This is a genomic window from Streptomyces sp. NPDC031274 (assembly GCF_055570235.1).
In genome coordinates this window covers 148,993-174,688 of the sequence record NZ_JBVIHP010000011.1, presented here as the reverse complement: position 1 = coordinate 174,688, position 25,696 = coordinate 148,993, and the positions used below count along the sequence as shown (strand labels likewise).

Below are 25,696 nucleotides of genomic sequence, written 5' to 3'. Positions count from 1 at the left end.
GCTAGGCTCTCCACCGTAGCAACAACACTCGCCCACTCGTCTAGATACCTAAAGGAGTACACGTGACGTCACTCCCGAGCCTGCTCGGCGATGTCGACCCCACGAGCGATCGTGCGGTCTTTCGACAGATCGCCGACCAGCTGCGTGAGGCCATCGACCGTGGGCGATTCAAAGAGGGCGAAAAGCTGCCTTCGGAGGCCGAACTCGTCGAGCACTACGGGGTTTCCCGGATGACCGTTCGGAACTCCTTCTCGATTCTTACGGGCGAGGGCCTGGCCCACGCCGAACACGGCAAGGGCGTCTTCGTCCGGCCACGGCCACCCGTCCGACGCCTGGCCTCCGACCGCTTCGCCCGGCGCCACCGTGATCAAGGCAAGTCGGCCTTCATCGTCGAGGCTGACGCTGCGGGCAGTCATCCCCAGGTCGACAGCCTGGAGGTCAAGGAGGAGAAGGCCAGTCAGGACATCGCCACCCGCCTCGGCTCCGTGCGGCGCGTGCTCGCTCGTCGGCGCCGGTACCTGCTCGATGGGCGGCCGGTCGAGTTCGCGGCCTCCTTCCTGCCGCTCGACATCGCGCGCGGTACGCAGATCGCCGAGCCCAATCCCGGCCCCGGCGGCATCTATGCCCGACTCGAAGAGCTGGGGCACCACCTCGACCACTTCGAGGAGGAGATCCGGGCGCGCATGCCCTCGCCCTCCGAGGTGCGGACCCTGCGGCTGGCCTCCGGTGTGCCGGTCATCAGCCTGATTCGCACCGCGTACGACATCGAGGGTCGGGCCGTGGAAGTCTGCGACACCGTCATGGCGGCAGACGCATACGTCCTGTCGTACCAGCTCCCGGCCACGTGAGGGCCTAACGGCCGTGACGCGCGGTGGTCCGCTTCCCGAACTCGTACATCCCAACAGGCATACTCGTATAGACGAGTGGGCAAGTTGTGTGGCAACGTGGTCGTCGTTCCCGGAGATCGGGTTCGAAGGCTGCATCTTGTATAGACGAGTAGATGGGAAGATCTTTGCGAACCATCCGTGTGGAGACCTCGGCCGCGACGATCCTGCTGACCGAGGCTCCTGTGCCCAAGGTCCGTGACCGTCAGACGGGCGAGATCGCCAAGGACGTCACCAGCGGCGAGGCCCTGATGACGATCGGCGTCGTCTACATCGAGGAGGGGGAGTCGTCCCTGGTCAAGGTGACCATCCCGGAGAGCGGAGTGTCCGAGGGGCTGGCGCTCGGTGCGCCGGTCTCGCTTCCGGGGCTCGTGGCCCGGCCGTGGGAGAGCGTGTTCAACGGCCAGCAGCGGCACGGCATCGCCTACCGCTGCGCCGCCGTCACTCCGGCCGCCTTCCCGGCCGCCATGGAGGCCTCGGCCTGATGACCGACCTGACGACGCTTCTGGAGGTGGGTGGTCCTGTCGCCGCGCTCGGCGGCGGGGCTGCCTACGCCCGGGCCAACCATCCCGGGGCCTACTGGTCTGCGGTCGGCCTGCCGATATCCACGGCCCGACTGCTCAGCTCGTACGGCTCGGTCATGGAGGCCTGCGGCCTGACGGTGACGCCGTCCCGACTGCGGGTCCTGGCAGTCAAGGCCACCACCCGTGGGGAGATCCGGCCCGTACCGCCTCGTCGCGGAATCATCCGCCCGACCACGACCGGGCTCCGGCTCCGCCTGCGGCTCGCACCGGGCCAGGAACCCGCCGACGTGGCCGCCTCGGCCGAACGACTGCGGCACGCCTGGGGAGTCCACGCGGTCTACGTGACCACGGTCAAGCCTGGCGTAGTCGACCTGCGGCTCGTCGGCTACGACGTCCTGCGCAAGGTCCGCATGCCGCGCAAAGCGGAGGGTGGGTTCCTGAAAGTGCCCGTAGCGCTGCGGGAAGATGCCACGCCCTTCGTACGGGACTACCGGGCCGTGCCGCACGGGCTCTGCCTCGGCGCCACCCTGTCGGGCAAGTCCATGTACCTGCGCCACCTCGTCACCGGACTCGCGCCGCAATCTGTCGCTCTGGTCGGCATCGACTGCAAGCGAGGCGTGGAGCTTGCGCCCTTCGCCCCGCGACTGTCGGCGCTCGCCACCGATCCAGAGCAGGCCGCCGACCTGTTGCCTGTGCTCATCAAGGAGATGGAGGACCGTTACGACCTGATCAAGGCACATCAGCGGGTCGCCCCGGGCACGCCGGACGAGGACATCACCTCCGACATCTGGGGGCTTCCCGAGCAGGAACGGCCCGTTCCCGTAGTGCTGTTCGTCGACGAGGTGGCGGAACTCTTCCTCGTCGCCACGAAGAAGGAGGAAGAGCGGCGGGACGAGATGGTCACTCAGCTCATCCGGCTTGCTCAGCTCGGCCGCGCGGCCGGTATCTACCTGGAAGTGTGCGGGCAGCGATTCGGCGCCGAGCTCGGTAAGGGCGCCACGATGCTTCGAGCCCAGTTGACCGGTCGGGTCTGCCACCGCGTGAACGATGAAGCCTCCGCGAAAATGGCTCTCGGAGACATCGCCCCCGAAGCGGTCTCCGCCGCCTGCGCCATCGCCGCCGAACGGCCCGGCCTCGCCGTCGCCGGTGACACCTCGGGCGGCTGGTCCCGCATCCGTACGCCGTACCTCTCCCTGTCCGACGCCGCCGAGACCTGCCGCGCATCGGCCGACCTGGTCCCCGACCTGCCCGCGCTGAAGCCCTTCCGGCCCTCCGTGCTCGTGCAGCCGGTCGAGCCCCCGGCCCCGACCGTGAAGCCGCGACCGGTCACCGGCTGACCCCCACACCCTCTGTCCGGTCGGCGTGACCGTCTCGCGCCACGTCCCTACCCCCTCCATGCCTAGACCCGGAAGGAGCCGCAGCATGCGCGCCCAACTGGCCCGTATCGATGCGGTACTCGTCCAAGCCGTCATCGCTGCCGCCCTGTCCTTCGCCCACCTGCACGACGTCGCCTCGGCGGCCGGACAGGACGGGTGGAAAGCGTGGGCCTATCCGATCTCGGTCGACCTGCTGCTCGTCGCCGCCTGGCGTCGACTGCGGGCCGGTGACGCCAAAGCCGCGGGCTGGTGCTGGTTCGTCATCGCGCTCGCGGCCTCTCTGGGCGCGAATGTGGCCACCGCCGGTCTGCTCGACCTGAACCATGTACCGGCCTGGCTCCGCATCCTCGTCGCGGGATGGCCTGCGGTCGCCTTCCTCGGAGGAACGCTCCTCGCCCACTCGGCGCCGATCCGGCACGAGACGACCGAGGAGGACGGCCGAGAGCCCGTGCGTATCGACGACCAGGAGGACGCGCCCGATCCCGTGCCGGAGATTCCGTCGACACCGGCCACCGAGCCCGCGCCCACCTCGACTCCTCCAACTGCCGTCTCCATCCCGGCCGCCCTGGTCGAGCACGCCCGCAAAGTCGCCACCGAGCACCACACCCGTACCGGCACGGACATCGACATCACGACCCTGCGCGCCCGCCTCGGCGTCCCGATGCCCATGGCCGACGCCATCGCCGCTCAGCTCTGAACGCTCTGAAGGGAGATCCACATGAGCGCCAACCGCCGTTTTCGCTCCGTCGCCCGCATCGGTCCCGTCCAGGTCGGCACGTCGTACGGCGGGCGTGGCCGCGAGGAGCACACCGCCGCCTGCACGGCCCCTCGCTGCGGCTTCTCTGCCGACTACGACAGCCGCGCCGCCGCCGAGCTGGCCGCCCGCACCCACCGCTGCCCCGTCCGCTGAAAGGACTGTCTCCGTGACCGTCAGCCTGCCGCTCGTGTTCGTCCTCGGCTGCTTCGCCTGGGGAGCGGTCAAGTTCCTCGGCGTCCGCACGTGGATCGTCGTAGTGATCACACTGTTCGGCTTCTGGCTCTCGCACACCTTCATGGCCCCGGCCATCGAATCCGGTACGCGCTCCGGCGTGGACGTCGTAAACGGCTCACATGACTAGACGAGTAGGTAAGGAGAACTTCGCCGTGTTCCTGCCCAAGTACCCCGACAGTCCGACACCGCCGCCCGCACACGCCCACACCGTGGCTGACCCGCTGGCTCCCGTGCAGCGGCCTGCGCCGCAGATCTCCGTCACCACCGGAGCGGTCGCGGCCGTCCTCGTCGGCGGCGTCGTGCTGACCGCGCTCCTGGCCGCCGTCGCCGTCACGGCCATCTCCGTCGCGGTGTGCGCCGTGGTCATCCGCTCGATGCTCCGCGACCAGCGCCGCCGCTAGGCGCCATCACTGCCAGACCCCCGGGGCGGCCCTGATACCGCCAAGCATCCGCCGCCCCGGGGGCCCTGTCCCTCCTAGCCGAAGCCAGAAGGAGAACAGCCATCATCACCCGCGCCACCCCGCCCCCGCTCCGCGAAATCGGTCAACTGGCCGCGTTCGGCACCATGCCCGCGCTCCTTCGCCAGCTCTCCGGACTCGGCGGCTGCACGCACCCGATCCGCCTCGACGGCCACCGCACCGAGCACGCGGTGAACACCCGTACCGGCGAGATCGGCAACGTCCTCCACCGCCTCGACTCGACCGCCCTCCCGGCCGGTCATCTCTTGGTCCGCTGCAACAACCGCCGTACGACCCGCTGCGCGGCCTGCGCGGAGGTCTACCGCCGCGACACCTTCCACCTGATCACCTCCGGCCTGCGCGGCGGCAAGGGCGTTCCCGAACGCGTCGCCGCGCACCCCCGCGTCTTCGCCACCTTCACGGCCCCCGGGTTCGGCCCGGTCCACAACCGCCCCAAGGGCCCGGCCCGAACAGTCCGCCCCTGCCGCTGCGGCGTCGTCCACGACCAGGAGGACGCCGCCCTCGGCACCCCACTGAACCCCGACACCTACGACTACGAAGCGGCCGTCCTCTGGAACGCACACGCCGGAGCGCTGTGGCGGCGCTTCTCCACCTACCTCCGCCGGGAGGTCGCCAAGCGCGCCGGACTCACACAGCGGGCCTTTCGCGAGTACGCCCGGGTGTCCTTCGCCAAGGTCGCCGAGTACCAGAAGCGCGGTGCGGTCCACTTCCACGCGGTCATCCGCATCGACGGCCCGGACGGCGGTGACACCCCGCCTCCCGCCTGGGCGACCGCCGAGCTGCTGACCGACGCCATTCGAGCTGCCGCTTCCGCCGCCAGCGTGGACGGCCCGGTCATCGACGGACGCGCCCACGCCTTCGCCTTCGGCCGCCAACTCGACGTACGCACCATCCGATCCGCCGACTTCGACGGCGGCCAGGAACTGACCGAACGGGCCGTTGCCGCGTACATCGCCAAGTACGCGACCAAGGGCGCCGAGACCGCCACCGGAGCTCTGGACCGCCCGCTGAAGTTCCTCGCCGAACTGGCCCAGCTCGACATCAGCGACCACGCCCGCCGCATGATCCGTATCGCCTGGAGCCTCGGCGCCCACAAGGAATTGGAAGAACTCCGGCTCCGGACCTGGGCCCACATGCTTGGCTTCCGCGGCCACTTCTCCACGAAGTCCCGCCGCTACTCGACCACCCTCGGCGCTCTCCGCGATGCCCGCGCCGAATGGCGTGCTGCCCAAGCCACAGAGCCTGCCACCGGCCTGACCACCTACGGAAATCCGGAGGTGGTCGACACGACCCTCGTCCTCGCCCACTGGGTCTACGCCGGAATGGGCCTCACTGACGCCGAAGCCTGGCTCGCCGAAACCCTGGAACCCGCCCCCGGAACAGAAGGAGAACCGACGCATGCGTGACGACGAGCTGTTGACCGTGGCTGATGTCATGGCTCGCCTGAAGGTCGGGCGGTCCACGGTCTACGACCTGATCCGCACTCGACGTCTGCCTTCTGTCGCCATCGGGCGATGCCGACGTATCCCTGCTGCCGCTCTCGCGGACTTCATCGCCGGTCAGATGGAGCGTGCTGCCTGATGCCCCTGCGCCGTAGCCGTGGTGACGGTGGCCTTCACTGGGATGAGAAGCGGCAGCGCTGGATCGCCACCGCGAATCTTGGCTTCGATCCGAGCGGCAAGAGGATCGTCAAGCGGGGGAGTGGCAGGACCAAGACCGAGGCGAAGAACAGGCTCAAGGAGGTTCTGCGGGATCATGAGGATGGGCTCGCCATCGCGCCCACCAACTACACCGTCGCTGACGCGGTGAATGACTGGCTCACGTACGGGCTGGCGGGGCGTGACGAGAGCACGATCGAGACCGTTACGGGGCTGAGCCGGACTCACGTGATCCCAAGCCTGGGAGCGCGAAAGCTTCGTGATCTCAGTGCGGAGGACGTTGACCGCTGGCTGGCGGTGAAGGCTCAAACGCTCAGTACGCGCACCCTTCAGGGGCTGCACTCCTGCCTCAACCGGTCGGTCAAGCGGGCCATGGCGCGGGACAAGGTGAAGCGCAACGTCGTTGAGCTGTGCGCCGTTCCGGCTGGCCGTCCGGGGCGTCCGTCCAAGGCGCTCACCTTGGTCCAGGCGGAGGCCGTGCTCAAGGCAGCCGAGGGGACCTCGATGTACGCGTACACCGTCGTCGCCCTGCTGACTGGTGCCCGTACCGAGGAGCTGCGCGCGCTCACCTGGGACCACGTGTTCCTCAAGGGCAGGCCGGAAGCCAACCCGCCGCAGCTTCCGCACATCGCTGTGTGGCGGTCGGTCCGACGTGGCGGGGACACCAAGACGCGGAAGTCCCGGCGCACGCTCGCCCTGCCTGCGCGCTGTGTGGAGGTCCTGTGGGCCCAGTTCGAGGACCAGGGTTGGGAGCGCCTCGCCGCCGGTGACGACTGGGAGGAGAACGGGCTCGTCTTCTCCTCGGCTGTCGGCAAGCCGCTGGACGCGACCAACGTCCGTCGCGCCTTCAGGGTGGCCCTCAAGGACGCTGAGGGGATCGACGCCGCCGAGTGGACGCCTCGGGAGCTCCGGCACAGCTTCGTCTCGCTGCTCTCCGACAGTGGCGTGCCCCTGGAAGAGATCTCCCGGCTCGTCGGCCACTCGGGGACCGCCGTGACCGAGGAGGTCTATCGGAAGCAGATCCGGCCCGTGATCCAGACCGGCGCGGTGGTAATGGACGGCATCTTCAAGCGGGCTCCGGAGCGGTAGTCACGCAGATAGACACGCACACGAAAAAAGTGGCCAGCCTACTCTCATGAGTAGGCTGGCCACCTGGTGTTTCAGCTGTCGGGGTGGCGGGATTTGAACCCACGACCTCTTCGTCCCGAACGAAGCGCGCTGCCAAGCTGCGCTACACCCCGATGTCGTTGTTCCACTGGCCCGCTGCGCGGGTCGTGGCGACATCGATTACTTTAGCGGACCGGCGCCCGGAGACGAAATCCGGTTTCCGAGCACCCCCAGGACCCCGGAGGGATCCCCGAGGGGATCCCGTACTGGAGCCCCAGGGCCAGCCCCCAGCCCCCAAGCCCCCGCCTCCCAAGCCCCCGCCCCCTCAGCCCCCCGCCGTAAGCGTAAGCAGCGTCGCCTCGGGTGGGCACGCGAAGCGCATCGGGGTGTAGCGGTTCGCGCCGCAGCCCGCTGAGACGTGGAGGTACGACGTGTTGCCCTCCGCCTTGTGCGTCGACAGGCCCTTCACGCGGTCCTTGTCCAGGTCGCAGTTGGTTACCAGCGCTCCGTAGAACGGGATGCACAGCTGGCCGCCGTGAGTGTGGCCCGCCAGGATCAGGGGGTAGCCGTCGGCCGCGAAAGCGTCCAGGGAGCGCAGGTACGGGGCGTGCACGATGCCCATCGAGAAGTCGGCGCCCGTGTCGGGACCGCCCGCCACCTGCGCGTACCGGTCGCGCTTGATGTGCGGGTCGTCCAGGCCCGTGAGGCCGATCTCGTAGCCCTCGACCTTCAGCGCGCCCCGCGTGTTCGTCAGGTTCACCCAGCCCGCGGCGTCGAAGCCGTCGCGCAGGTCCTCCCACGGGTTGTGGATCACGCCGACGGCGGGTGGATTGCCGTTCAGGCCGTGCTTGCCCTGCGACTTCTCGACCAGGTAGCGGGCGGGGTTGCGCGGCTTGGGGCCGTAATAGTCGTTCGAGCCGAAGACGTACGCCCCGGGGAACTGCATCAGCGGGCCGAGCGAGTCCAGCGTCTCCGGCACGCCCTCCGGGTCGGAGAGGTTGTCCCCGGTGTTGATCACGAAGTCGGGGCGAAGGCCGGCGAGCGAGCGCAGCCAGCGCTGCTTCCTGCGCTGCCCGGACACCATGTGGATGTCCGAAACCTGGAGGACTCTGAGCGGTCGCATCCCCGGCGGAAGGACCGGCACCGTGACCCGTCGCAGTCGGAAGAGGCGGGGCTCGATGCCCACCGAGTAGACCAGACCGGCGGCGGCCGTCGCCGTAATTCCCAGGGGTACTGCGTATCGCGCGCGCATCCTCCCATCGTGTCAGACCCGAAGGCCCCTTAAATCAGCGGGCGTCGGGCCGTACGCACCTGCGACAATCACCGCATGACCACGCTCAAGTCGAAGCTTCAGGAAGACCTCACCGCCGCGATCAGGGGGCGTGACGAGCTGCGCTCCTCGACGCTCCGGCTGACCCTCACCGCCATCACGAAGGAGGAGGTCTCGGGCAAGACGGCCCGCGAGCTCTCCGACGACGAGGTGCAGAAGGTGATCGCCCGCGAGGCGAAGAAGCGCCGCGAGGCCGCGGAGGCCTTCGCCAACGGCGGCCGCGCCGAGCAGGCCGAGAAGGAGAAGGCGGAGGGCGAGATCCTCGCCGAGTACCTGCCGAAGCAGCTCTCCGAGGACGAGCTCCAGGCGATCGTCGCCCAGGCCGTCGAGGAGGCCAAGGCCGCCGGTGCCGAGGGGCCGCGTGCCATGGGCCAGGTCATGAAGATCGTGAACCCGAAGGTCGCGGGCCTGGCTGAGGGCGGCCGCGTCGCCGCCGTGGTCAAGAAGCTGCTCGCGGGCTGATCAGCTCTCTGATCAGAGAGCTGATCACGCGTCTACGTGAACAGCTGACCAGAGAGCAGGCACGCCGTCTACGTGAACAGCTGATCAGAGCGCAGACACCCGTCTACGTGAACAGACGCGTGCGTACGTGAATGAGGGCGCCCCCTGACTCCAGGGGGCGCCCTCATTCATGAAGCATGAAGCATGAAGCACGAAGCCAGCGGGTCGGGCTGGCTACCGAGCAGCGACGACCTACCGGCCCCAGCCGCCGATCCCGCCGCCATCCTCGTTCCCGCCGATGGTGCCCGGCGGCAGGGAGATGTCCGGCCAGGGATTGCCGCCTCCGTTGCCGCCCCCGTTGCCGCCGTTGCCACCCCCGTCGTTGCCGCCTCCGCCGCCCCCGCCGTTGCCACCGCCCGGCTTGTTGTCCTCGTGGGGCTTGTCCTTGTCCTTGCCCTTGTCGCCGCCCGGGATGTGCACGGTGTTGAAGCCCGGCGCGGGCTTGCCCTCCAGCGCCCCGCTCATCGCGTCGCGCCAGATCGGGCCCGGGACCTCACCACCGAAGACCTTGTCGTACGGGACTCCGCCGATGGTGATGTTGACCATCTTCCGCTTGTGCTGCGGGTCGCCGACCCACACCGCGCCCGACATGTTCGGGGTGTAGCCCACGAACCAGGCGGCGAAGCGGTAGTCGGTCGTACCCGTCTTGCCCGCGCTCGCGCGGGAGCCGAGACCGGCCTGCTTGCCCGTTCCGTCCTCGACCACGCCCTTGAGGAGGGTGTTGATCGTGTCCGCCGTCTTGGTCGACATCGCGCGAGAGCACGTCGACTTCGGCACCGGCATCGACTTGCCGTTCGGGTCGGAGATCGACTCGATCGCGATGGGCGAGCAGTACTTACCGCGCGCCGCGAACGTCGCGTACGCGCCCGCCATCGTCAGCGGCGACATCTCCTGGGTGCCGAGCGCGATCGACGGCGCCTGGTCGATCTTCCTGCCGTCGGCGCGCTCGACGCCCATCTTCTCGGCCATCTTCGTCACCGGGCAGATCCCGATGTCGCCGATCATCTCCACGTAGTACGTGTTGACCGACTTCGCGGTCGCTTCCCGCATGTCGTACGGGCCGACCTCGGTCTCGTTCTCATTGGTGAGCTTGTCGCCGCCCGAGTTCACCCACTTCTTGCCGTCGCACGCCGCGACGCTGCTGGGATACGGCATCTCGTACGGAGATCCATAGCTCTTGGTCGGCGGCGTGCCGCCCTCCAGAGCGGCCGCGGCCACGATCGGCTTGAAGGTCGATCCCGGCTGGTAGCCCGCACCGCCGCCCACCGCGTGGTCCACGGAGAGGTTGATCGTGGTCTCGTCCTTCTTGAAGCCGTAGGGCCGCGACTGGCCCATGCCCAGGATCTTGCCGGTGCCGGGCTGGACGATGGTGGCCGCCGTCGCCACTTCGTCGGTCTGGTTGACGTGATCCTTTATCGAGGCCTGCACGGACTGCTGCGACTGCGGGTCGAGGGTCGTCTTGATCCGCAGGCCGCCCTGGTTCCAGACCTTGGCCCGGTCCTCCTTGGTCTTGCCGAAGACCGGATCGGAGAGGAAGACCTCGCGTACGTAGTCACAGAAGAACCCGGCGCCGCTGACCGACGTGATGCAGCCGTTCTTGGGCCTGCTCACCTTCAGGCCGAGCGGCTTCTCCTTCGCCGCCGCGGCCTCCGCCTGCGTGATGTCGTGCGTCTCGGCCATCCGCTGCAGCACGGTGTTGCGACGCTTGGTCGCTTCCTGCGTGTCGTTCACGGGGTCGTACCTGCTGGGGGACTGCACGATGCCGGCGAGCAGCGCGGCCTCCTGGACCTGCAGGTCCTTGGCGGGCTTGGAGAAGTAGCGCTGGGCCGCGGCCTCGACCCCGTACGCCTGCTGCCCGAAGTAGGTGATGTTCAGGTAGTTGCTCAGGATGCGCTTCTTGCCGAGCTTGTCCTCGACCTGGATCGCGTACTTCAGCTCGCGGATCTTGCGCCCCAGCGTCTGCTGGGTGGCCTCGGCGACCTTCGTCGGGTCGTCGCCCGCCTCCTCGACGAAGACGTTCTTCACGTACTGCTGGGTGAGCGTGGACGCGCCCTGGGAGACTCCGCCGCTCTGCGCGTTCTGGTTCACCGCGCGCAGGATGCCCTTCGCGTCGACCGCGCCGTGCTCGTAGAAGCGCGAGTCCTCGATCGCGACGATCGCCTTCTGCATGTACGGCGAGATCTGCTTGAGCGGCACCACGGTGCGGTCACGTGAGTAGACAGTGGCGATGGAGCCGCCCTTGTTGTCCAGGATCGTGGTGCGCTGACTCAGCGGCGGCTGCTTCAAGTTGGAGGGGATCTCGTCGAATCCTTCGACCGATCCCTTCGCCGCGAGGCCGAGCGCGCCTGCTGCGGGCAGGGCGATGCCTGCCAGCACGGCTCCCGCGAGCACGCTGACACCTAGGAACTTCGCGGCCTGCTGAGTTGGTGACAGACCACCGCCGGAGCGCTTCTTTCCCATGAGGGCAGCCTACGTTCTGATTCGCCGGACACGCCTCAATGCCTTGGCCTAAGCTGCTCTCAACTGTCACAGCAGTGCGGTTTGGCAACACTCCCTCACCCCATCGGTCCCGAATCCCGAGTGGGCCCCCTGTTCTTCACGAGGTTCTTCACGAGGCTCGTCACGAGCACGGATCGCGTTCGGAATGAGCTCGGAATGGGCTCGGAATGAGCCCGGGGAAGTGCCCGAAATCGCCTCATGCGGCATTCAATGCCCGTTGTGACCCAGCTGAAGTGCCCGCATTTGCCGGGTTAATCACGCATGTCGCCAGCTCACTCCGTCGGGTGATCTGCCGCTTACGCATAGTCCGTTCGGGCCATTCAAGATTGGGCCCGAAGGGGGTGTTGCGCTGTGCCCACCTTCCGTAACGTCCTCAACTGGCGGCGGTGAATATGCCGCTGCCGCCGTGGGGGAGCCTCGATTCGGGAGAGGACGGCGCCGGTATGGGCTGGGTAACCGACTGGAGTGCGCAGGCGGCCTGCCGCACTACCGATCCAGATGAACTGTTCGTTCAAGGAGCAGCGCAGAACAGGGCCAAGGCGGTGTGCACCGGTTGCCCGGTGCGCACGGAGTGCCTGGCCGACGCGCTGGACAACCACGTCGAGTTCGGCGTGTGGGGTGGCATGACTGAGCGGGAGCGCCGCGCATTGCTGCGCAGGCGTCCCACAGTCACCTCTTGGCGCCGTCTGCTGGAGACGGCGCGCTCCGAGTACGAGCGTGGCGCGGGCTTGCTGCCCGTGGACTTGGAGGACGACGAGACGTACGAGAGCTACGCGGCAGTGGGCTAGCGCCCCGTCGGCCGCGTGGCGGTGGGGGAAAGCCCCACCGGGCTGGGGGAAGACCCCGGCATGCGCTGGGGAAAGCCCCAGCAGGCGCTGGGGAGAGGTCCCCGACGCCAGCCGCGTGGCAGTGGGTCAGTCCCGTTGCTCAGGCAGCTCCGGCCGGGTCAGTACCAGTACCGGCCGCGAGCCGGTTTCCGATGGCCCGAAGGCCTGCCAGGTCATGAACGTCACCCGGCAGCGCCGTCACTTCGGCCACGGCCACCTCGGGGTGAAGCGCGGTGAAGCGATCGCGCGTGTGCTGTTCGCGCGCGAGCAGCCGCATGCGTTCCGCGTGCAGTCGCAGCAGGCCTGCGGTCAGCTGTGCCACGGGCGGATGCGTGTCATCGTCATGGGAGCCGGAAGCGTCATGGGGCTCGGAACTACCGGGGGTCTCGGAGGTCTCGGAACTGCCGGGGGCCTCGGGGGAGTTGCCGGGAGCCTCGTGGGAGGTACGCACTCCAGCCTTCCCGTCCTCCTGATCCACAATGCGGCTCTCATCAAGATTTTCCGCGGCGGTAAGCGCCCGCTCGGCCGAGAGCTGAGCGGCGCCGCTGCTGTGCACCCGGTTCAGTACGAGGCCGGCGAGCGGCATGTCGTCGGCGGCCAGGCGCTCCACGAAGTACGCCGCCTCACGCAGCGCGTCCCGCTCCGGTGACGCCACCACGAGGAACGCCGTACCCGGCGCCTGAAGCAGCCGGTATGTGGCGTCCGCGCGGGTGCGAAAGCCGCCGAACATGGTGTCCATCGCGGCTACGAACGTCTGGACGTCACGCAGCAGTTGCCCGCCGAGCAGCTTGCCGAGCGCCCCCGTCATCATCGACATCCCGACGTTCAGGAACTTCATCCCGGCCCGGCCGCCCACCTTCGCCGGGGCCATGAGCACCCGGATCAGCTTCCCGTCCAGGAACGAGCCGAGGCGCTTGGGCGCGTCGAGGAAGTCGAGGGCCGAACGTGAGGGCGGCGTGTCGACGACGATCAGGTCCCACTCGTCGCGGGCGCGCAGCTGCCCCAGCTTCTCCATCGCCATGTACTCCTGCGTGCCCGCGAAGCCCGCCGAAAGCGACTGGTAGAAGGGGTTGCTGAGGATCGCGCTCGCCCGCTCCTTGTCCGCGTGCGCCTCGACGATCTCGTCGAAGGTGCGCTTCATGTCGAGCATCATGGCGTGCAGCTCGCCGCCGCCGTTCGACCCACGGCCGTTCGACCCACTGCCGCCCGACCCGTCGCCGTCCTCCGACCCGCCGTCGTCCGACCCGTCGCTGCCGCCCGACCCGTCGATGGACTTGACCTGGCGCGGGACGTTGTCGAGCGAGTCGATCCCCATGGACTGGGCGAGCCGGCGTGCCGGGTCGATCGTCAGTACGACGACCTTGCGGCCTCGTTCGGCGGCGCGCAGGCCGAGCGCGGCCGCCGTGGTCGTCTTGCCGACGCCTCCGGAGCCGCAGCACACCACGATGCGGGTCTTCGGGTCGTCGAGCAGGCGGTCCACGTCGAGCGTGCGGGCCGGGTCAAGCGGGCGTGTCGTGTCCGGGGCCCGTGTCGTGTCCGGGGGCCGGTTTCGTGCGGGGTCCGAGGTCATGCGATCCCTTGCTTCCGCAGTTCCGTGGCGAGTTCGTAGAGCCCCGCCAGGTCCATTCCGCCGGCCAGCAGCGGGAGCTCGTGCAGGGGGAGGCCGAGGTCGCCCAGGACGGACCGCTGGGATCCCTCCAGGGCGTGCCGCTCGGCGTACTCGGCGGCCTGCTCCAGAAGCGGGTCGACCAGGCGTTCGGCGACACCGCCCCGGCGGGCCCCGCCGAGCCCGGCGGCGGACAGGGACTTGGCGATGGCGGTACGCGGGGTCCGGTCGAGTCCGAGCTCCAGAGAGGCCTCGTCGAGCAGCTCGGGCCGCACCATGTTCACGATGACGCGCCCCACGGGCAGCTTCGCGGCACGCAGCTCGGAGATCCCGTCGGCGGTCTCCTGGACGGGCATCTCTTCGAGGAGCGTCACCAAGTGCACCGCTGTCTCGGGTGACTTGAGTACACGCATCACGGCCTGCGCCTGATTGTGTATGGGGCCGATCTTGGCGAGGCCCGCGACTTCGTCGTTCACGTTCAGGAAGCGCGTGATGCGGCCGGTGGGCGGCGCGTCCATCACCACGCAGTCGTACGCGTAACGCCCACTCTTGTCCTTGCGGCGTACGGCCTCGCAGGCCTTGCCGGTCAGCAGGACGTCCCGCAGACCCGGTGCGACGGTGGTGGCGAAGTCGATGGCGCCGAGTTTCTTGAGCGCGCGTCCGGCGCCCCCCAGTTTGTAGAACATCTGGAGGTAGTCGAGCAGTGCGAGCTCGGGGTCGATGGCAAGGGCGTACACCTCCCCGCCCCCGGGAGCGACGGCGATCTTCCGCTCCTCATACGGCAGCGCTTCGGTCTCGAAGAGCTGCGCGATGCCTTGTCTGCCCTCGACCTCCACGAGGAGGGTGCGCTTCCCCTCCGTCGCGAGGGCGAGCGCGAGTGCGGCGGCCACCGTGGTCTTGCCGGTACCGCCCTTGCCGCTGACGACCTGGAGCCTGCTCACACTTCCGAGCCTAACCAGTCGCCGCCCGGGCTAAGCAGGAGGCCACCGTGAGCAGCGCCTCACAACGGCTACAGTCGGCCATATGACCAAGTGGGAATACGCAACCGTGCCGCTGCTCGTCCATGCCACGAAGCAGATTCTGGACACCTGGGGCGAGGACGGCTGGGAGCTCGTCCAGGTCGTGCCCGGGCCGAACAACTCCGAGCAGCTCGTGGCCTACCTGAAGCGGGAGAAGGCATGAGTGGGGCCGTGGAGGCGAAGCTGGCCGAGCTCGGTCTGACGCTGCCCGAGGTCGTGCCGCCGCTCGCCGCCTATCAGCCGGCGGTTCAGTCCGGTGTGTACGTCTACACGTCGGGCCAGCTCCCGATGGTGGAGGGCAAGCTTCCGGTGACCGGCAAGGTCGGCGCGGAGGTGACCCCCGAGGAGGCCAAGGAACTGGCCCGTACGTGCGGCCTGAACGCCCTGGCCGCGGTGAAGTCCATCGCCGGTGACCTGGACCGCGTCGCGCGCGTCGTGAAGGTCGTCGGATTCGTGGCGTCGGCCCCGGACTTCACGGGTCAGCCCGCGGTGATCAACGGCACGAGCGAGCTGCTCGGCGAGGTGCTCGGCGACAAGGGCGTGCACGCCCGCAGCGCGGTGGGCGTCGCGGTGCTGCCGCTGGACGCGCCGGTCGAGGTCGAGATCCAGGTGGAGCTGACCGAGGCGTAGCCGCTGCTTCGTCTGCCTCGGCTGCCTTTTCGGGCGCCTTCTGGCACCCGATAGTTGCCTCTCGAACATCAGCCCACCAGGAGATAGCCTCCGCCCATGGCTAATGGGCAGTGGTATCCCCCGGAGTGGCCCGACCGCATCCGCGCGCTGAGCAGCGGCGAACTGAAGCCCGCGACTCCGCGCCGGGCGGCCACGGTCATGCTCCTTCGGGACTCCGCGGCGGGCCCCGCCGTACACATGCTGCGCAGACGCGCCTCCATGGCTTTCGCCGGAGGCGCGTACGCGTATCCGGGCGGCGGCGTGGACCCGCGCGACGACGACCACCTCGTGCGCTGGGCGGGCCCGTCCCGCGCGACGTGGGCGGCGCGACTGGGCGTGGACGAGCCGGGCGCCCAAGCGATCGTGTGCGCCGCCGTCCGCGAGACGTACGAGGAAGCGGGTGTGCTGCTCGCGGGGCCGACCCCGTCGAGCGTCGTCGGCGACACCACGGGCGACGACTGGGAGGCGGACCGTGAGGCGCTGGTGGCCCGTGAATTCTCCTTCGCCCAGTTCCTGGACCGCCGGGGCCTGGTCCTGCGCAGTGACCTTCTTGGCGCGTGGGCCCGCTGGATCACTCCGGAGTTCGAGCCGAAGCGCTACGACACGTTCTTCTTCGTGGCCGCCCTCCCGGAGGGGCAGCGCACCCGCAACGCCTCCACGGAGGCGGACCGTACGGTGTGGATCGCTCCGGGGGAGGCCACCGCGGGGTACGACAAGGGCGACCTCCTGATGATGCCGCCGACCATCGCTACCCTGCGCCAGCTGAGTCCCTACGGGTCTGCAGCCGACGCCCTTTCCGCGTCCCCGGAGCGCGACCTGACCCCGGTCCTGGCCCAGGCCCGCCTGGAGGACGGCGAGCTGGTGCTGACCTGGCCGGGCCACGAGGAGTTCACCAAGCACATCCCCACGGGGGATACCGCATGACCATGACCATGACCATGACCATGACCGCGGCCGTGACTATGGCCGCGCCTGCCGTCACCACGGCGATGCCCACCCCCGCCACCACGGCCACGCCTGCCACGAACCGGACGGGAGCCACCCCCGCATGACCGAAGCCGCCGCCCTCCCCGGCCAGCCCCGGGGCGGAGTCCTCAGCGGTCCCGCCACCGCGCGCGCGGTCAACGTGCTGGCCCCCAACGCCTCCGCGATGACGCTGGACGGAACCAACACCTGGATCGTCTCCGAACCCGGCTCCGGGCTCGCTGTCGTCATCGATCCGGGCCCCCTGGACGACGTACACCTGAAGAACGTCATCGCCACGGCCGAGAAGGCCGGGCAGCGGGTCGGGCTCACCCTCCTCACCCACGGCCACCCGGACCACGCGGAGGGCGCCGCGCGCTTCGCCGAGCTGACCGGCACCAAGGTGCGGGCCCTGGACCCCGCGCTGCGTCTCGGCGACGAGGGCCTGGAGGCGGGGAGCGTGATCACGACGGGCGGTCTGGAGCTGCGCGTGGTCCCGACGCCGGGACACACCGCGGATTCCCTCTGCTTCCATCTCCCGGCCGATCAGGCTGTCCTGACGGGCGATACGGTCCTGGGCCGCGGTACGACGGTCGTGGCGCACCCTGACGGCCGCCTGGGAGACTATCTGGACTCCCTGCGGCGCCTGCGGTCCCTGGCGGTCGACGACGGCGTGCACACGGTCCTGCCGGGCCACGGCCCGGTCCTTGAGGACGCTCAGGGCGTCGTCGAGTTCTACCTAGCCCACCGCGCGAACCGCCTGGCCCAGGTCGAGACAGCCGTCGAGAACGGCTACGTGGCGCCTACGGATGTGGTCGCCCACGTGTACGCGGACGTGGACCGCTCCTTGTGGCCGGCAGCGGAACTCTCGGTACGGGCGCAACTGGACTACCTGCGGGAACACGGCTTGATCTAGCGGCAGCAGGGCGGGAACGACCACTTGCGGCCGTGAGGGCGGCGTCTGCCGACCGTGGTGACGCCCAGCGGAGGTGGCACCCGCCCAACGGGCGAGGTGGCACCCGCCCACCCACGTGGCATTCGTCCATTCAGATGGTGCCCGCCCACCCAGGTGGCATCCGCCCACCCAGGTGGTGCCCGCCCACCCCACACCCGGGGCAATCGGGTGGGTGGGCGGGAAAGCCTGTGGCGGAAGCGCGAATGGGGCCCAGCCTCAACAGAGGCGGGACCCCATCCGCGTACGAAACAGCGTCAGCGAGAACGCTTGGCCAGCCGCTCGACATCCAGCAAGATCACCGCGCGGGCCTCGAGCCGGAGCCACCCGCGCCCGGCGAAGTCCGCAAGCGCCTTGTTGACCGTCTCGCGGGAGGCGCCGACCAGCTGGGCCAGCTCTTCCTGCGTGAGGTCGTGCACGACGTGGATGCCCTCTTCGGACTGCACGCCGAAGCGGCGCGACAGGTCCAGAAGGGCGCGGGCCACACGCCCGGGCACGTCGGAGAAGACCAGATCGGACATCTGGTCGTTCGTCTTGCGCAGGCGCCGCGCGACGGCACGCAGCAGCGCCGCGGCCACCTCGGGCCGTGCGTTCAGCCACGGCTGAAGGTCGCCGTGGCCGAGGCCGAGCAGCTTGACCTCGGTGAGCGCGGAGGCGGTCGCCGTACGCGGGCCCGGGTCGAAGAGCGAGAGCTCACCGATGAGCTCGCCGGGGCCGAGCACCGCGAGCATGTTCTCCCGGCCGTCGGGTGAGGTGCGGTGAAGCTTCACCTTGCCCTCGGTGACCACGTAAAGGCGGTCTCCGGGGTCACCTTCATGAAAAAGCGCATCCCCGCGCGCGAGCGTCACCTCACTCATGGAGGCGCGGAGCTCCGCGGCCTGCTCGTCATCGAGCGCCGCGAAGAGCGGGGCGCGCCGCAGAACGTCGTCCACGAGTTCTCTCCTTGTCGACCTGCATCAGGGGACCGTGCTCCCCATTTTGCCGGACGGTCCAAACAGTGTGATCAGTCACAAGTCTGCCGCACTGGCGTCGCGTGCTGTGCGGGAGGGGGCCAATTGGGGGCCGATCCATAGGGTCCAGGGCGGATGTCAGTGTCGGGCTCTAGGCTGGCCGAGTGTCCAAAAGCCGGTGAGAGCACAGGCCAAGGGGATTCGGAAGGTTACAGCCTGCCCGGGTTCCGCTGTGGGCGAACATGCTTCCATTGGTCCAGAGAATGCGACAAAAGGGACAAGGGTGCCACCGGTGAGCCAGCCTTCGGAGAAGAATCAAGCCACCGCCGGCGCGGCGAAACGCACCCCCGCGAAGAGGGCCGCCGGAACCCCCGCGAAGAGGGCCGCCGGAACCCCCGCGAAGAGGGCCGCCGGAACCCCCGCGAAGAGGGCCGCCGGGACCCCCGCGAAGAAGGCCGCCGGAACCCCGGCGAAGAAGACCACCGCGCCCGTGGCGAAGAAGACCACCCCGGCCAGGACCAAAGCCCCGGCCGAGGCCAAAGCCCCGGCCACCAAGACCCCGGCCAAAGCCCCGGCCACCAAGACCCCGGCCAAAGCCCCGGCCACCAAGACCCCGGCCAAAGCCAAACCCACCGCCAAAGCCAAGCCCTCGACCAAACCCAAGCCCTCGACCAAACCCAAGCCCGAGTCCCACACCGCCCTCGTCCGGCGGGCCCGCCGCATCAACCGCGAGCTCGCGGACGTGTACTCGTACGCCCACCCCGAGCTGGACTTCGAGAACCCCTTCGAGCTGCTCGTCGCCACGGTCCTCTCCGCGCAGACCACCGACCTGCGGGTGAACCAGACGACCCCGCGCCTCTTCGCCGCGTACCCGACCCCGGAGGACCTCGCCGGCGCCAACCCCGAAGAGGTCGAGGAGCTGATCAGGCCGACCGGGTTCTTCCGGGCGAAGACGAAGTCGATCATGGGGCTCGCCGTCGCTCTGCGGGACAACCACGGAGGCGAGGTCCCCGGCCGCCTGGAAGACCTGGTCAAGCTGCCCGGTGTGGGCCGCAAGACCGCGTTCGTCGTGCTCGGGAACGCCTTCGGGGTCCCCGGCATCACCGTGGACACCCACTTCGGGCGGCTCGTCCGCCGGTGGAAGTGGACCGAGGAGACCGACCCGGTGAAGGTCGAGGCTGCCATCGCCGACCTCTTCCCGAAGAGCGAGTGGACGATGCTCTCGCACCGCGTGATCTTCCACGGCCGCCGTATCTGCCACTCCCGCAAGCCCGCCTGCGGTGCCTGCCCGATCGCCGATCTCTGCCCGTCGTACGGGGAGGGCGAGACCGATCCGGAGAAGGCGAAGAAGCTCCTGAAGTACGAGATGGGCGGTCTGCCGGGCCAGCGCCTCAAGCCCCCGCCGGACTATCCGGGTAAGGCGGCGCCCCCGCTGGGCGCCGCATGAGCGAGGAACGAACCGAGGGGCCACCGGCGTTGTCCACAGTTGGACGGGGGTGCCGATGACGCACGCGAGCGACACGAGCGAGACAACCGACACGAGCGATACGCACATGAGTGACACGAGCGACACGAGTGGCATGAGCGGCATGAGTGAGGGCAACGGCCTCCAGGGGCGGCTCGGCCAGCCCGGCCGACCCGGCCAGCCCCGCCGGCCTGGTCACCCCGGCAGCCCCAACGGACACGTGCGCCTCAGCACCGAGGGCCTGCCCGCCTGGCTGGATCCCGTCGCCCGCGCCGCCGAAACCGTCAGGCCGACCCAGCTCAGCCGCTTTCTGCCCCCGGAGAGCGGCGCCGGGCGCAAGTCCGCCGTGCTCGTCCTCTTCGGAGAGGGCACGCGCGGTCCCGAGCTGCTCCTGATGGAGCGTTCCGGGAACCTTCGCTCGCACGCGGGCCAGCCCTCCTTCCCCGGCGGCTCCCTCGACCCCGAGGACGGTGATCCGCTGACGGACGGCCCCCTGCGCGCCGCCCTGCGCGAGGCCGAGGAGGAGACCGGGCTCGACCCCCGAGGCGTACAGATCTTCGGCGTGCTGCCCAGACTGTTCATCCCGGTGAGCGACTTCGTGGTGACCCCGGTGCTCGGCTGGTGGCGCTCGCCCACTCCCGTCGGCGTCGTCGATCCAGCCGAGACGGCCCGCGTCTTCACGGTCCCCGTGTCCGATCTCACGGACCCCGACAACCGCGCGACGACAGTTCATCCGAGCGGCCACCAAGGCCCGGCCTTCCTCGTCGAATCGGCTCTGGTCTGGGGTTTTACGGCCGGAGTGATCGACAGGATTCTGCACTTCGCAGGCTGGGAACGCCCCTGGGACCGCACCAAGCAGGTGCCGCTCGACTGGCGCGCATGACAAGGTTGCGGGGAAGTGGCGACCGCGATGCGAGGCGAGGATTGAATCGGTGAACGTGCTGGACATCCTTTTGGTGGTCGCCGCCGTATGGTTCGCGGTCGTCGGCTACCGCCAGGGATTCGTCGTCGGCATCCTGTCGGTGATCGGTTTTCTGGGTGGCGGACTCGTCGCGGTGTACCTGCTGCCCATCATCTGGGGCGCCCTCACGGACGACGAGGGAGCGGTGAGCACGACGGCCGCCGTCGTCGCCGTGGTCATCGTGATCGTCTGTGCCTCCATCGGCCAGGCCTTCACCACGCACTTGGGCAACAAGCTCCGCCGGTACATCACTTGGCAGCCCGCCCGGGCCCTGGACGCCACGGGCGGCGCGCTGGTCAACGTACTGGCGATGCTCCTCGTCGCCTGGCTGATCGGCTCCGCCCTCGCGGGCACGACGCTGCCGACGGTCGGCAAGGAAGTACGCAACTCCAAGATCCTGCTCGGTGTTTCGCGCGCGCTGCCGGGCCAGGCCGACACCTGGTTCGCCGACTTCTCATCGGTCCTTGCGCGCAACGGCTTCCCGCAAGTCTTCAGTCCGTTCTCGAACGAGCCCATCACCGACGTCAAGGCACCCGATCCCAAGCTCGCCAAGAGCGCGGTCGCCACGAAGGCCAAGCAGTCCATCGTGAAGGTGCAGGGCGAGGCCCGCGGCTGCGGCAAGGTCCTCGAAGGCACCGGCTTCGTCTTCTCCGACCGTCGCGTGATGACGAACGCGCACGTGGTCGGCGGCGTGGACGAGCCGACGGTCCAGATAGGCGGGGACGGCCGGACGTACGACGCGAAGGTCGTGCTCTACGACTGGGAGCGCGACATCGCCGTACTGGACGTGCCGACGCTTCAGGCGCCCGCGCTGCAGTTCACGTCCAAGGACGCGTCGAGCGGTGACAACGCGATCGTCGCGGGCTTCCCGGAGAACGGTCCGTACGACGTCCGACCCGCGCGCGTGCGCGGGCGCATCACGGCGAAGGGCCCGGACATCTACCACCGGGACACCGTGCGCCGCGACGTGTACTCGCTCTACGCGACCGTCCGCCAGGGCAACTCCGGCGGCCCGCTGCTCACGCCCGAAGGCAAGGTCTACGGCGTGGTCTTCGCGAAGTCACTGGACGACCCGGACACCGGCTACGCGCTCACCGCCGATGAGGTCCGTGAGGACATCAAGGCGGGCCGAACCGCCAACCAAGAGGTCGACAGTCAGGGCTGCGCGCTGTAGCCGGGGCCGCAGTCGGGGAGCAGTCGGTTGGGCGATCGGTGGAGCAGGCGGATCAGTCGCGCGTATGCCTCAGCCGCGCCGAGACCCAGCGGGCCCTGCGGCGCAGGATGTGGGGAATGCCGATGCCTTGAACAGGGCCTTCATGGCCCGGATCGTGCGGACCGCCCCTCTCACGGCTGTTCAGCGCGATGGCTGAGCGGCGGTTGCGTGCTACTTCACTGTAGTCGTGCGTCCAGCCCATACCCCGACGTGTGCCCGTGCCTCAAGGTCGGTAATCGCGCACACGCGCCCCAATTGGCCTATGCGGGTGGCAAGTGGCCGTTCGAAGAACATACGTTCCCCTACTCCCGGGTACAGGCGTCTTTCTGACCCTGTTTCAGGTCCCCGCCGCACCCGGCCGACTCTGATCGAGCACTCCGCCGACTCTGATCGCGTACCCCGCCGATCCTGATTCAGGCCCCGCACGGCTTACCGATTCGGTGCGCCGCGCGGTCTGCGATCCGGTGCGCCGCACGGCCTACCGATCCGGTGTGCCGCGCGGTCTGACGATCCGGTGCCTACCGATCCGGTTCGGGATCCTTCAGCCAGTTCACCAGCTCGGTCGAGAAGGCGACCGGGTCCTCCTCCTGCGGAAAGTGCCCGAGACCGTCGAACAGCCGCCAGCGGTACGGCGCTTCGACGTACTCGCCCGAGCCCGCCGCACTGCGCGTCCGCATCACCGGGTCCAGAGAGCCGTGCAGATGCAGCGTGGGAACCTGCACCGGGCGCTTCATGCGCCGGTTGAACTGGATGCCGTCCGGACGCGCCATCGACCGCACCATCCAGCGGTACGGCTCGATCGCGCAGTGCGCCGTCGAAGGGATCGTCATGGCACGGCGGTACGTCTCCACCGCCTCGTCGTCCGGAAGCCGCGGCCCCGACCAGTCGCGCACCAGACGCCCCACCAGAGCCGCGTCGTCCGCGATGAGTTGACGCTCCGGCACCCACGGGCGCTGGAAGCCCCACACGTACGAACTCGCGGCGGTCTGCTTGCGGTCCGACAGCATCGCCGAGCGCCAGCGCCGCGGATGCGGCATCGAGGAGACGGCGAGGCGGCGCACCAGCTTGGGCCGCATCACGGCCGCCGTCCACGCGAGGTACCCGCCCAGGTCGTGCCCGACGAGCGCGGCGTCCGGCTCACCGAGCGACCGCACGACGCCCGTGATGTCGAGCGCGAGGTTCGCGGGGTCGTAACCGCGCGGCGTACGGTCGCTGCCGCCCACGCCCCGCAGGTCCATCGCGACCGCCCGGAAGCCCGCCTCGGCGAGCGCCACCATCTGATGCCGCCAGGTCCACCAGAACTGCGGAAAGCCGTGCAGGAGCAGCACGAGCGGCCCGTCGCCCATCTCGGCGATGTGGAAGCGCGCGCCGTTCGCGGCGACGTCCCGGTGGGTCCACGGTCCTTCGATGCGCACCGGTGACGTCGGTTGGGCCGGATGGGGGGTGGGTGTGGCGGGGTCCGTCATGAAGACGAGCGTGCCACAGCTGTCGCCTTCTCACTGCCACGATCCAGGGTGGCACCCGCGGAGGTGACCACGTCCACGGGGGCCACCGCACGCGGGTGCGGCTTGGCGTTCTGGAGCACGGCGGCCGTCTCCTTGGCCGAAGCGGCGACCTTCTGCGGCCCCTTGCCCTTCTTGGCCTTCTTCGCGAAGACGACGCCGATCAGCGCGAGCACCCCGGCGACCAGCACGTTCGCCGCGAAGGAGAGCACGAAGCAGATCGCCATGTTCCAGCCGCTCCACGTACGGATGCCGTACGCCAGGGCGAAGCTCAGCATCGGCAGCGAGAAGATCAGCACCGTCCCCGCCGCGGCGAACGCGGCGCCGCCGACCGCACCCCGCTTGACGTCCTGCCGCAGCTGGGCCTTGGCCAGCGCGATCTCGTCGTGCACCAGCGCGGACATCTCGCTGGTCGCCGAGGAGACCAGCTGGCCGAGGCTGCGTTCGGTGCCGACGGGCCCGTCGGGTGTGCTCATCGCTTTCCCCTTCTCCGTAAGCCTGCGTATGCGTGCTCACAACGTCTGTTCAGATACGACTCGGATACGACCGCTCAGATACGACCGCTCAGCTCAGTCTGCGCAGTCGAACCTGCTCAGATCATGCCGGACCATCGTCTTCGGCGCGTGCCCCGGCCGACACTTCGGCAAGCCTGCGATGTTCGGCCGCCTTCTTTTCGTAGATCGCGGCCATCCGCAGGTGGTACTCCGGCTTGTCCTGTTCGTACACGTCCGGGATGCCGTCGAGGTCGTCGTCGCGCTCCTCGGCGTCGTACAGCGCGCGGTAGCGGGCGTTGCGCACCTTGAGCAGGATCCCGGAAAGCACGGCCGCGATGAGAGAGCCCATCAGGACGGCTGCCTTGATCTCGTCGGTGAGCAGCGGGTCCTCGGTGAAGGCGAGTTCGCCGATCAGGAGGGAGACGGTGAAGCCGATACCGGCGAGCGAGGCGACCGCGAACACGTCCGGCCAGGCGAGTTCGTCGTTGAGCTCGGCCTTGGTGAACCGGGCGGCGAGCCAGGTGCCGCCGAAGATGCCGACCGCCTTGCCGACCACGAGACCGAGCACCACACCGAGCGTCTCCGGCTTGCTGAATACGTCCCCGAGCGCGCCGCCCGACACGACGACACCGGCGCTGAACAGCGCGAACAGCGGAACCGCGAGGCCCGCGGAGAGGGGTCGTACAAGGTGTTCGATGTGCTCGCCCGGCGAGTGCTCCTCGTCCTGTCGGCGGGTGCAGCGCAGCATCAGGCCCATCGCGACACCGGCGATCGTGGCGTGGATGCCGCTGTTGTACATCAGTCCCCAGACGACCAGGGCCAGCGGAACGTATACGTACCAGCCGCGTACCCCCTTGCGGAGCAGCAGCCAGAAGACCGCGAGGCCGATGACCGCGCCGCCGAGCGCCGCGAAGTTGAGGTCGCTGGTGAAGAAGACCGCGATGATCAGGATCGCGAAGAGGTCGTCGACGACGGCGAGCGTGAGCAGGAAGGCGCGAAGGGCGGACGGCAGCGAGGTGCCGATGACCGCGAGGACGGCGAGGGCGAAGGCGATGTCCGTGGCGGTCGGCACCGCCCAGCCGTCCGTGGAACCGCCGCCGACCGTGTTGACCAGGACGTACACGAGGGCCGGTACGGCCATGCCGCAGAGTGCGGCGATGACGGGCAGCGCGGCGGCCTTCGGGTCGCTCAGATCGCCCGCGACGAGCTCACGCTTGAGTTCGATGCCGGCGACGAAGAAGAAGACGGCGAGCAGCCCGTCGGCCGCCCAGTGCTGTATGGAGAGGTCGAGGCCGAGGGAGCTGGGTCCCAGGTGGAAGCCGCGCACGGATTCGTACGACCCGCCCGCGGTGTTCGCCCAGATCAGCGCGGTGACGGCGGCTACGAGGAGGAGGACACCGCCGACGGTCTCGGCGCGCAGCGCGTTCGCGACGAAGTTCCGCTCGGGCAGCGAGAGCCGCCCGAGAACCTTGCGGGTGTTGTTCTTGCTGTTGCTGTTGCTGTTGCTGTTGTTGGGTGCGGGCGCGGCCACGGGGGTCGACCTCCGGTCGGTAGGCAGGACGAATCACTTGCCGACCAGACTTCCCGGCGCACCTAGGTTCTTCTTGTCGCGTTGTTGTCGTGATGTTGACGCGATCCTTAGCGTACCTAACATGCGAACGGACTTATCCGGCGATCATCACTTTATGCGCAAGAGGGGCACCCGGCGTGGCGCCGGGTGCCCCTC

29 protein-coding genes and 1 tRNA gene are annotated in these 25,696 nt (G+C 69.1%); 20 read left to right on the top strand and 10 right to left on the bottom strand.

Annotated elements, in window-relative coordinates; genetic code table 11:
- Nucleotides 1–62 precede the first annotated feature (62 nt).
- The 10 genes from ACZ5CR_RS19615 to ACZ5CR_RS19570 all read left to right on the top strand — a co-directional run bounded on the left by ACZ5CR_RS19615 (nt 63) and on the right by ACZ5CR_RS19570 (nt 7,001).
- Nucleotides 63–848 (top strand): GntR family transcriptional regulator, encoded by a 786-nt coding sequence (locus tag ACZ5CR_RS19615; protein ID WP_468859089.1) that lies wholly within the window; start codon nt 63–65, stop codon nt 846–848.
- 164 nt (nt 849–1,012) lie between these two features.
- Nucleotides 1,013–1,369 carry an SCO3933 family regulatory protein gene (locus tag ACZ5CR_RS19610; RefSeq protein WP_468859087.1) on the top strand — a complete coding sequence of 119 codons (357 nt, stop codon included), beginning with the start codon at nt 1,013–1,015 and terminating at the stop codon, nt 1,367–1,369.
- Nucleotides 1,369–2,745, top strand: coding sequence for an FtsK/SpoIIIE domain-containing protein (locus ACZ5CR_RS19605; protein ID WP_468859086.1), 1,377 nt, complete (start codon nt 1,369–1,371; stop codon nt 2,743–2,745). Before ACZ5CR_RS19610 ends, ACZ5CR_RS19605 begins: the two co-directional genes overlap by 1 nt.
- A gap of 85 nt (nt 2,746–2,830) precedes the next feature.
- Nucleotides 2,831–3,481, top strand: coding sequence for a DUF2637 domain-containing protein (locus tag ACZ5CR_RS19600; protein WP_468859085.1), 651 nt, complete (start codon nt 2,831–2,833; stop codon nt 3,479–3,481).
- 21 nt (nt 3,482–3,502) lie between these two features.
- On the top strand, nt 3,503–3,694 hold the full coding sequence (locus tag ACZ5CR_RS19595) for a mobile element transfer protein (RefSeq protein WP_383272023.1): 192 nt from the start codon (nt 3,503–3,505) through the stop codon (nt 3,692–3,694).
- 13 nt (nt 3,695–3,707) lie between these two features.
- The gene (locus tag ACZ5CR_RS19590; protein ID WP_468859083.1) at nt 3,708–3,902 is read left to right on the top strand and encodes a hypothetical protein; all 195 of its coding nucleotides are present in this window, start codon (nt 3,708–3,710) and stop codon (nt 3,900–3,902) included.
- A gap of 25 nt (nt 3,903–3,927) precedes the next feature.
- Nucleotides 3,928–4,176 carry a SpdD protein gene (locus tag ACZ5CR_RS19585; RefSeq protein ID WP_468859225.1) on the top strand — a complete coding sequence of 83 codons (249 nt, stop codon included), beginning with the start codon at nt 3,928–3,930 and terminating at the stop codon, nt 4,174–4,176.
- Nucleotides 4,177–4,340: 164 nt separating this feature from the next.
- Nucleotides 4,341–5,660 (top strand): replication initiator, encoded by a 1,320-nt coding sequence (locus tag ACZ5CR_RS19580; RefSeq protein WP_468859081.1) that lies wholly within the window; start codon nt 4,341–4,343, stop codon nt 5,658–5,660.
- On the top strand, nt 5,653–5,835 hold the full coding sequence (locus ACZ5CR_RS19575) for a helix-turn-helix domain-containing protein (RefSeq protein WP_468859079.1): 183 nt from the start codon (nt 5,653–5,655) through the stop codon (nt 5,833–5,835). Before ACZ5CR_RS19580 ends, ACZ5CR_RS19575 begins: the two co-directional genes overlap by 8 nt.
- Complete coding sequence (locus ACZ5CR_RS19570; protein WP_468859077.1) at nt 5,835–7,001, top strand: site-specific integrase; 1,167 nt, start codon at nt 5,835–5,837, stop codon at nt 6,999–7,001. Before ACZ5CR_RS19575 ends, ACZ5CR_RS19570 begins: the two co-directional genes overlap by 1 nt.
- A 78-nt stretch (nt 7,002–7,079) precedes the next feature.
- Here ACZ5CR_RS19570 and ACZ5CR_RS19565 read toward each other — a convergent pair.
- Nucleotides 7,080–7,153, bottom strand: a tRNA-Pro gene (locus tag ACZ5CR_RS19565).
- A gap of 191 nt (nt 7,154–7,344) precedes the next feature.
- Nucleotides 7,345–8,271, bottom strand: a complete 927-nt coding sequence (locus tag ACZ5CR_RS19560) for a metallophosphoesterase (protein WP_468859075.1) — start codon at nt 8,269–8,271, stop codon at nt 7,345–7,347.
- A gap of 75 nt (nt 8,272–8,346) precedes the next feature.
- On the opposite strand from ACZ5CR_RS19560, the gene ACZ5CR_RS19555 reads away from it, so the two are divergent.
- Nucleotides 8,347–8,811, top strand: coding sequence for a GatB/YqeY domain-containing protein (locus tag ACZ5CR_RS19555; protein WP_344530403.1), 465 nt, complete (start codon nt 8,347–8,349; stop codon nt 8,809–8,811).
- Between the two features lie 231 nt (nt 8,812–9,042).
- Here ACZ5CR_RS19555 and ACZ5CR_RS19550 read toward each other — a convergent pair whose 3' ends face one another.
- Complete coding sequence (locus ACZ5CR_RS19550) at nt 9,043–11,310, bottom strand: transglycosylase domain-containing protein (RefSeq protein WP_468859073.1); 2,268 nt, start codon at nt 11,308–11,310, stop codon at nt 9,043–9,045.
- Nucleotides 11,311–11,792: 482 nt separating this feature from the next.
- Between ACZ5CR_RS19550 and ACZ5CR_RS19545 the strand changes: the two genes are divergently transcribed.
- Complete coding sequence (locus ACZ5CR_RS19545) at nt 11,793–12,137, top strand: WhiB family transcriptional regulator (RefSeq protein WP_383269756.1); 345 nt, start codon at nt 11,793–11,795, stop codon at nt 12,135–12,137.
- 139 nt (nt 12,138–12,276) lie between these two features.
- Here the strand turns inward: ACZ5CR_RS19545 and ACZ5CR_RS19540 are convergent, their stop codons facing one another.
- Together ACZ5CR_RS19540 and bagA are read right to left on the bottom strand one after the other, a co-directional pair.
- Nucleotides 12,277–13,746 (bottom strand): ArsA family ATPase, encoded by a 1,470-nt coding sequence (locus ACZ5CR_RS19540; protein ID WP_468859071.1) that lies wholly within the window; start codon nt 13,744–13,746, stop codon nt 12,277–12,279.
- On the bottom strand, nt 13,743–14,723 hold the full coding sequence (bagA, locus tag ACZ5CR_RS19535; protein WP_468859069.1) for an ATPase BagA: 981 nt from the start codon (nt 14,721–14,723) through the stop codon (nt 13,743–13,745). The genes ACZ5CR_RS19540 and bagA overlap by 4 nt, the downstream gene beginning before the upstream one ends.
- Nucleotides 14,724–14,805: 82 nt before the next feature.
- Here bagA and ACZ5CR_RS19530 point away from each other — a divergent pair, with 82 nt between their 5' ends.
- The 5 genes from ACZ5CR_RS19530 to ACZ5CR_RS19510 all read left to right on the top strand — a co-directional run bounded on the left by ACZ5CR_RS19530 (nt 14,806) and on the right by ACZ5CR_RS19510 (nt 17,349).
- Nucleotides 14,806–14,964, top strand: a complete 159-nt coding sequence (locus tag ACZ5CR_RS19530; RefSeq protein WP_355686832.1) for a DUF4177 domain-containing protein — start codon at nt 14,806–14,808, stop codon at nt 14,962–14,964.
- The gene (locus ACZ5CR_RS19525) at nt 14,961–15,431 is read left to right on the top strand and encodes a RidA family protein (RefSeq protein WP_361190913.1); all 471 of its coding nucleotides are present in this window, start codon (nt 14,961–14,963) and stop codon (nt 15,429–15,431) included. The genes ACZ5CR_RS19530 and ACZ5CR_RS19525 overlap by 4 nt, the downstream gene beginning before the upstream one ends.
- Nucleotides 15,432–15,527: 96 nt before the next feature.
- Nucleotides 15,528–16,394, top strand: a complete 867-nt coding sequence (locus ACZ5CR_RS19520; protein ID WP_468859068.1) for an NUDIX hydrolase — start codon at nt 15,528–15,530, stop codon at nt 16,392–16,394.
- Complete coding sequence (locus ACZ5CR_RS19515) at nt 16,391–16,522, top strand: hypothetical protein (protein ID WP_468859066.1); 132 nt, start codon at nt 16,391–16,393, stop codon at nt 16,520–16,522. The genes ACZ5CR_RS19520 and ACZ5CR_RS19515 overlap by 4 nt, the downstream gene beginning before the upstream one ends.
- A complete protein-coding gene (locus ACZ5CR_RS19510) occupies nt 16,519–17,349 on the top strand; it encodes an MBL fold metallo-hydrolase (protein ID WP_468859065.1) in 831 nt (276 codons plus the stop codon). Before ACZ5CR_RS19515 ends, ACZ5CR_RS19510 begins: the two co-directional genes overlap by 4 nt.
- A 293-nt stretch (nt 17,350–17,642) precedes the next feature.
- On the opposite strand, the gene ACZ5CR_RS19505 is transcribed toward ACZ5CR_RS19510, so the two are convergent.
- Nucleotides 17,643–18,317 (bottom strand): Crp/Fnr family transcriptional regulator, encoded by a 675-nt coding sequence (locus ACZ5CR_RS19505; RefSeq protein ID WP_016642758.1) that lies wholly within the window; start codon nt 18,315–18,317, stop codon nt 17,643–17,645.
- 310 nt (nt 18,318–18,627) lie between these two features.
- Here ACZ5CR_RS19505 and nth point away from each other — a divergent pair, with 310 nt between their 5' ends.
- The 3 genes from nth to ACZ5CR_RS19490 all read left to right on the top strand — a co-directional run bounded on the left by nth (nt 18,628) and on the right by ACZ5CR_RS19490 (nt 21,935).
- Entirely contained in the window at nt 18,628–19,782 is a 1,155-nt protein-coding gene (gene nth, locus ACZ5CR_RS19500) for an endonuclease III (RefSeq protein ID WP_468859064.1), read from the top strand.
- A gap of 106 nt (nt 19,783–19,888) precedes the next feature.
- Nucleotides 19,889–20,683, top strand: coding sequence for an NUDIX hydrolase (locus tag ACZ5CR_RS19495; protein WP_468859062.1), 795 nt, complete (start codon nt 19,889–19,891; stop codon nt 20,681–20,683).
- Between the two features lie 49 nt (nt 20,684–20,732).
- Entirely contained in the window at nt 20,733–21,935 is a 1,203-nt protein-coding gene (locus tag ACZ5CR_RS19490) for a MarP family serine protease (protein WP_468859060.1), read from the top strand.
- 52 nt (nt 21,936–21,987) lie between these two features.
- On the opposite strand, the gene ACZ5CR_RS19485 is transcribed toward ACZ5CR_RS19490, so the two are convergent.
- The 4 genes from ACZ5CR_RS19485 to nhaA all read right to left on the bottom strand — a co-directional run bounded on the left by ACZ5CR_RS19485 (nt 21,988) and on the right by nhaA (nt 25,501).
- Complete coding sequence (locus ACZ5CR_RS19485; protein ID WP_468859058.1) at nt 21,988–22,176, bottom strand: hypothetical protein; 189 nt, start codon at nt 22,174–22,176, stop codon at nt 21,988–21,990.
- A gap of 316 nt (nt 22,177–22,492) precedes the next feature.
- Entirely contained in the window at nt 22,493–23,440 is a 948-nt protein-coding gene (locus ACZ5CR_RS19480) for an alpha/beta fold hydrolase (RefSeq protein ID WP_468859057.1), read from the bottom strand.
- Complete coding sequence (locus tag ACZ5CR_RS19475) at nt 23,437–23,952, bottom strand: phage holin family protein (RefSeq protein ID WP_468859055.1); 516 nt, start codon at nt 23,950–23,952, stop codon at nt 23,437–23,439. Before ACZ5CR_RS19475 ends, ACZ5CR_RS19480 begins: the two co-directional genes overlap by 4 nt.
- A 121-nt stretch (nt 23,953–24,073) precedes the next feature.
- Nucleotides 24,074–25,501, bottom strand: coding sequence for a Na+/H+ antiporter NhaA (gene nhaA / locus ACZ5CR_RS19470; RefSeq protein ID WP_468859053.1), 1,428 nt, complete (start codon nt 25,499–25,501; stop codon nt 24,074–24,076).
- Between the last annotated feature and the right edge of the window lie 195 nt (nt 25,502–25,696).

What these genes read in the sequence shown, in the direction of transcription:
- ACZ5CR_RS19605 (WP_468859086.1), top strand. Translation starts at nt 1,369, where the DNA reads ATGACCGACCTGACGACGCTTCTGGAGGTGGGTGGTCCTGTCGCCGCG.
- ACZ5CR_RS19600 (WP_468859085.1), top strand. Translation starts at nt 2,831, where the DNA reads ATGCGCGCCCAACTGGCCCGTATCGATGCGGTACTCGTCCAAGCCGTC.
- ACZ5CR_RS19595 (WP_383272023.1), top strand. Translation starts at nt 3,503, where the DNA reads ATGAGCGCCAACCGCCGTTTTCGCTCCGTCGCCCGCATCGGTCCCGTC.
- ACZ5CR_RS19580 (WP_468859081.1), top strand. Translation starts at nt 4,341, where the DNA reads ATGCCCGCGCTCCTTCGCCAGCTCTCCGGACTCGGCGGCTGCACGCAC.
- ACZ5CR_RS19575 (WP_468859079.1), top strand. Translation starts at nt 5,653, where the DNA reads ATGCGTGACGACGAGCTGTTGACCGTGGCTGATGTCATGGCTCGCCTG.
- ACZ5CR_RS19570 (WP_468859077.1), top strand. Translation starts at nt 5,835, where the DNA reads ATGCCCCTGCGCCGTAGCCGTGGTGACGGTGGCCTTCACTGGGATGAG.
- ACZ5CR_RS19560 (WP_468859075.1), bottom strand. Translation starts at nt 8,271, where the DNA reads ATGCGCGCGCGATACGCAGTACCCCTGGGAATTACGGCGACGGCCGCC.
- ACZ5CR_RS19555 (WP_344530403.1), top strand. Translation starts at nt 8,347, where the DNA reads ATGACCACGCTCAAGTCGAAGCTTCAGGAAGACCTCACCGCCGCGATC.
- ACZ5CR_RS19550 (WP_468859073.1), bottom strand. Translation starts at nt 11,310, where the DNA reads ATGGGAAAGAAGCGCTCCGGCGGTGGTCTGTCACCAACTCAGCAGGCC.
- ACZ5CR_RS19545 (WP_383269756.1), top strand. Translation starts at nt 11,793, where the DNA reads ATGGGCTGGGTAACCGACTGGAGTGCGCAGGCGGCCTGCCGCACTACC.
- ACZ5CR_RS19540 (WP_468859071.1), bottom strand. Translation starts at nt 13,746, where the DNA reads ATGACCTCGGACCCCGCACGAAACCGGCCCCCGGACACGACACGGGCC.
- ACZ5CR_RS19530 (WP_355686832.1), top strand. Translation starts at nt 14,806, where the DNA reads ATGACCAAGTGGGAATACGCAACCGTGCCGCTGCTCGTCCATGCCACG.
- ACZ5CR_RS19525 (WP_361190913.1), top strand. Translation starts at nt 14,961, where the DNA reads ATGAGTGGGGCCGTGGAGGCGAAGCTGGCCGAGCTCGGTCTGACGCTG.
- ACZ5CR_RS19520 (WP_468859068.1), top strand. Translation starts at nt 15,528, where the DNA reads ATGGCTAATGGGCAGTGGTATCCCCCGGAGTGGCCCGACCGCATCCGC.
- ACZ5CR_RS19515 (WP_468859066.1), top strand. Translation starts at nt 16,391, where the DNA reads ATGACCATGACCATGACCATGACCATGACCGCGGCCGTGACTATGGCC.
- ACZ5CR_RS19510 (WP_468859065.1), top strand. Translation starts at nt 16,519, where the DNA reads ATGACCGAAGCCGCCGCCCTCCCCGGCCAGCCCCGGGGCGGAGTCCTC.
- ACZ5CR_RS19495 (WP_468859062.1), top strand. Translation starts at nt 19,889, where the DNA reads ATGAGTGACACGAGCGACACGAGTGGCATGAGCGGCATGAGTGAGGGC.
- ACZ5CR_RS19485 (WP_468859058.1), bottom strand. Translation starts at nt 22,176, where the DNA reads ATGGGCTGGACGCACGACTACAGTGAAGTAGCACGCAACCGCCGCTCA.
- ACZ5CR_RS19480 (WP_468859057.1), bottom strand. Translation starts at nt 23,440, where the DNA reads ATGACGGACCCCGCCACACCCACCCCCCATCCGGCCCAACCGACGTCA.
- ACZ5CR_RS19475 (WP_468859055.1), bottom strand. Translation starts at nt 23,952, where the DNA reads ATGAGCACACCCGACGGGCCCGTCGGCACCGAACGCAGCCTCGGCCAG.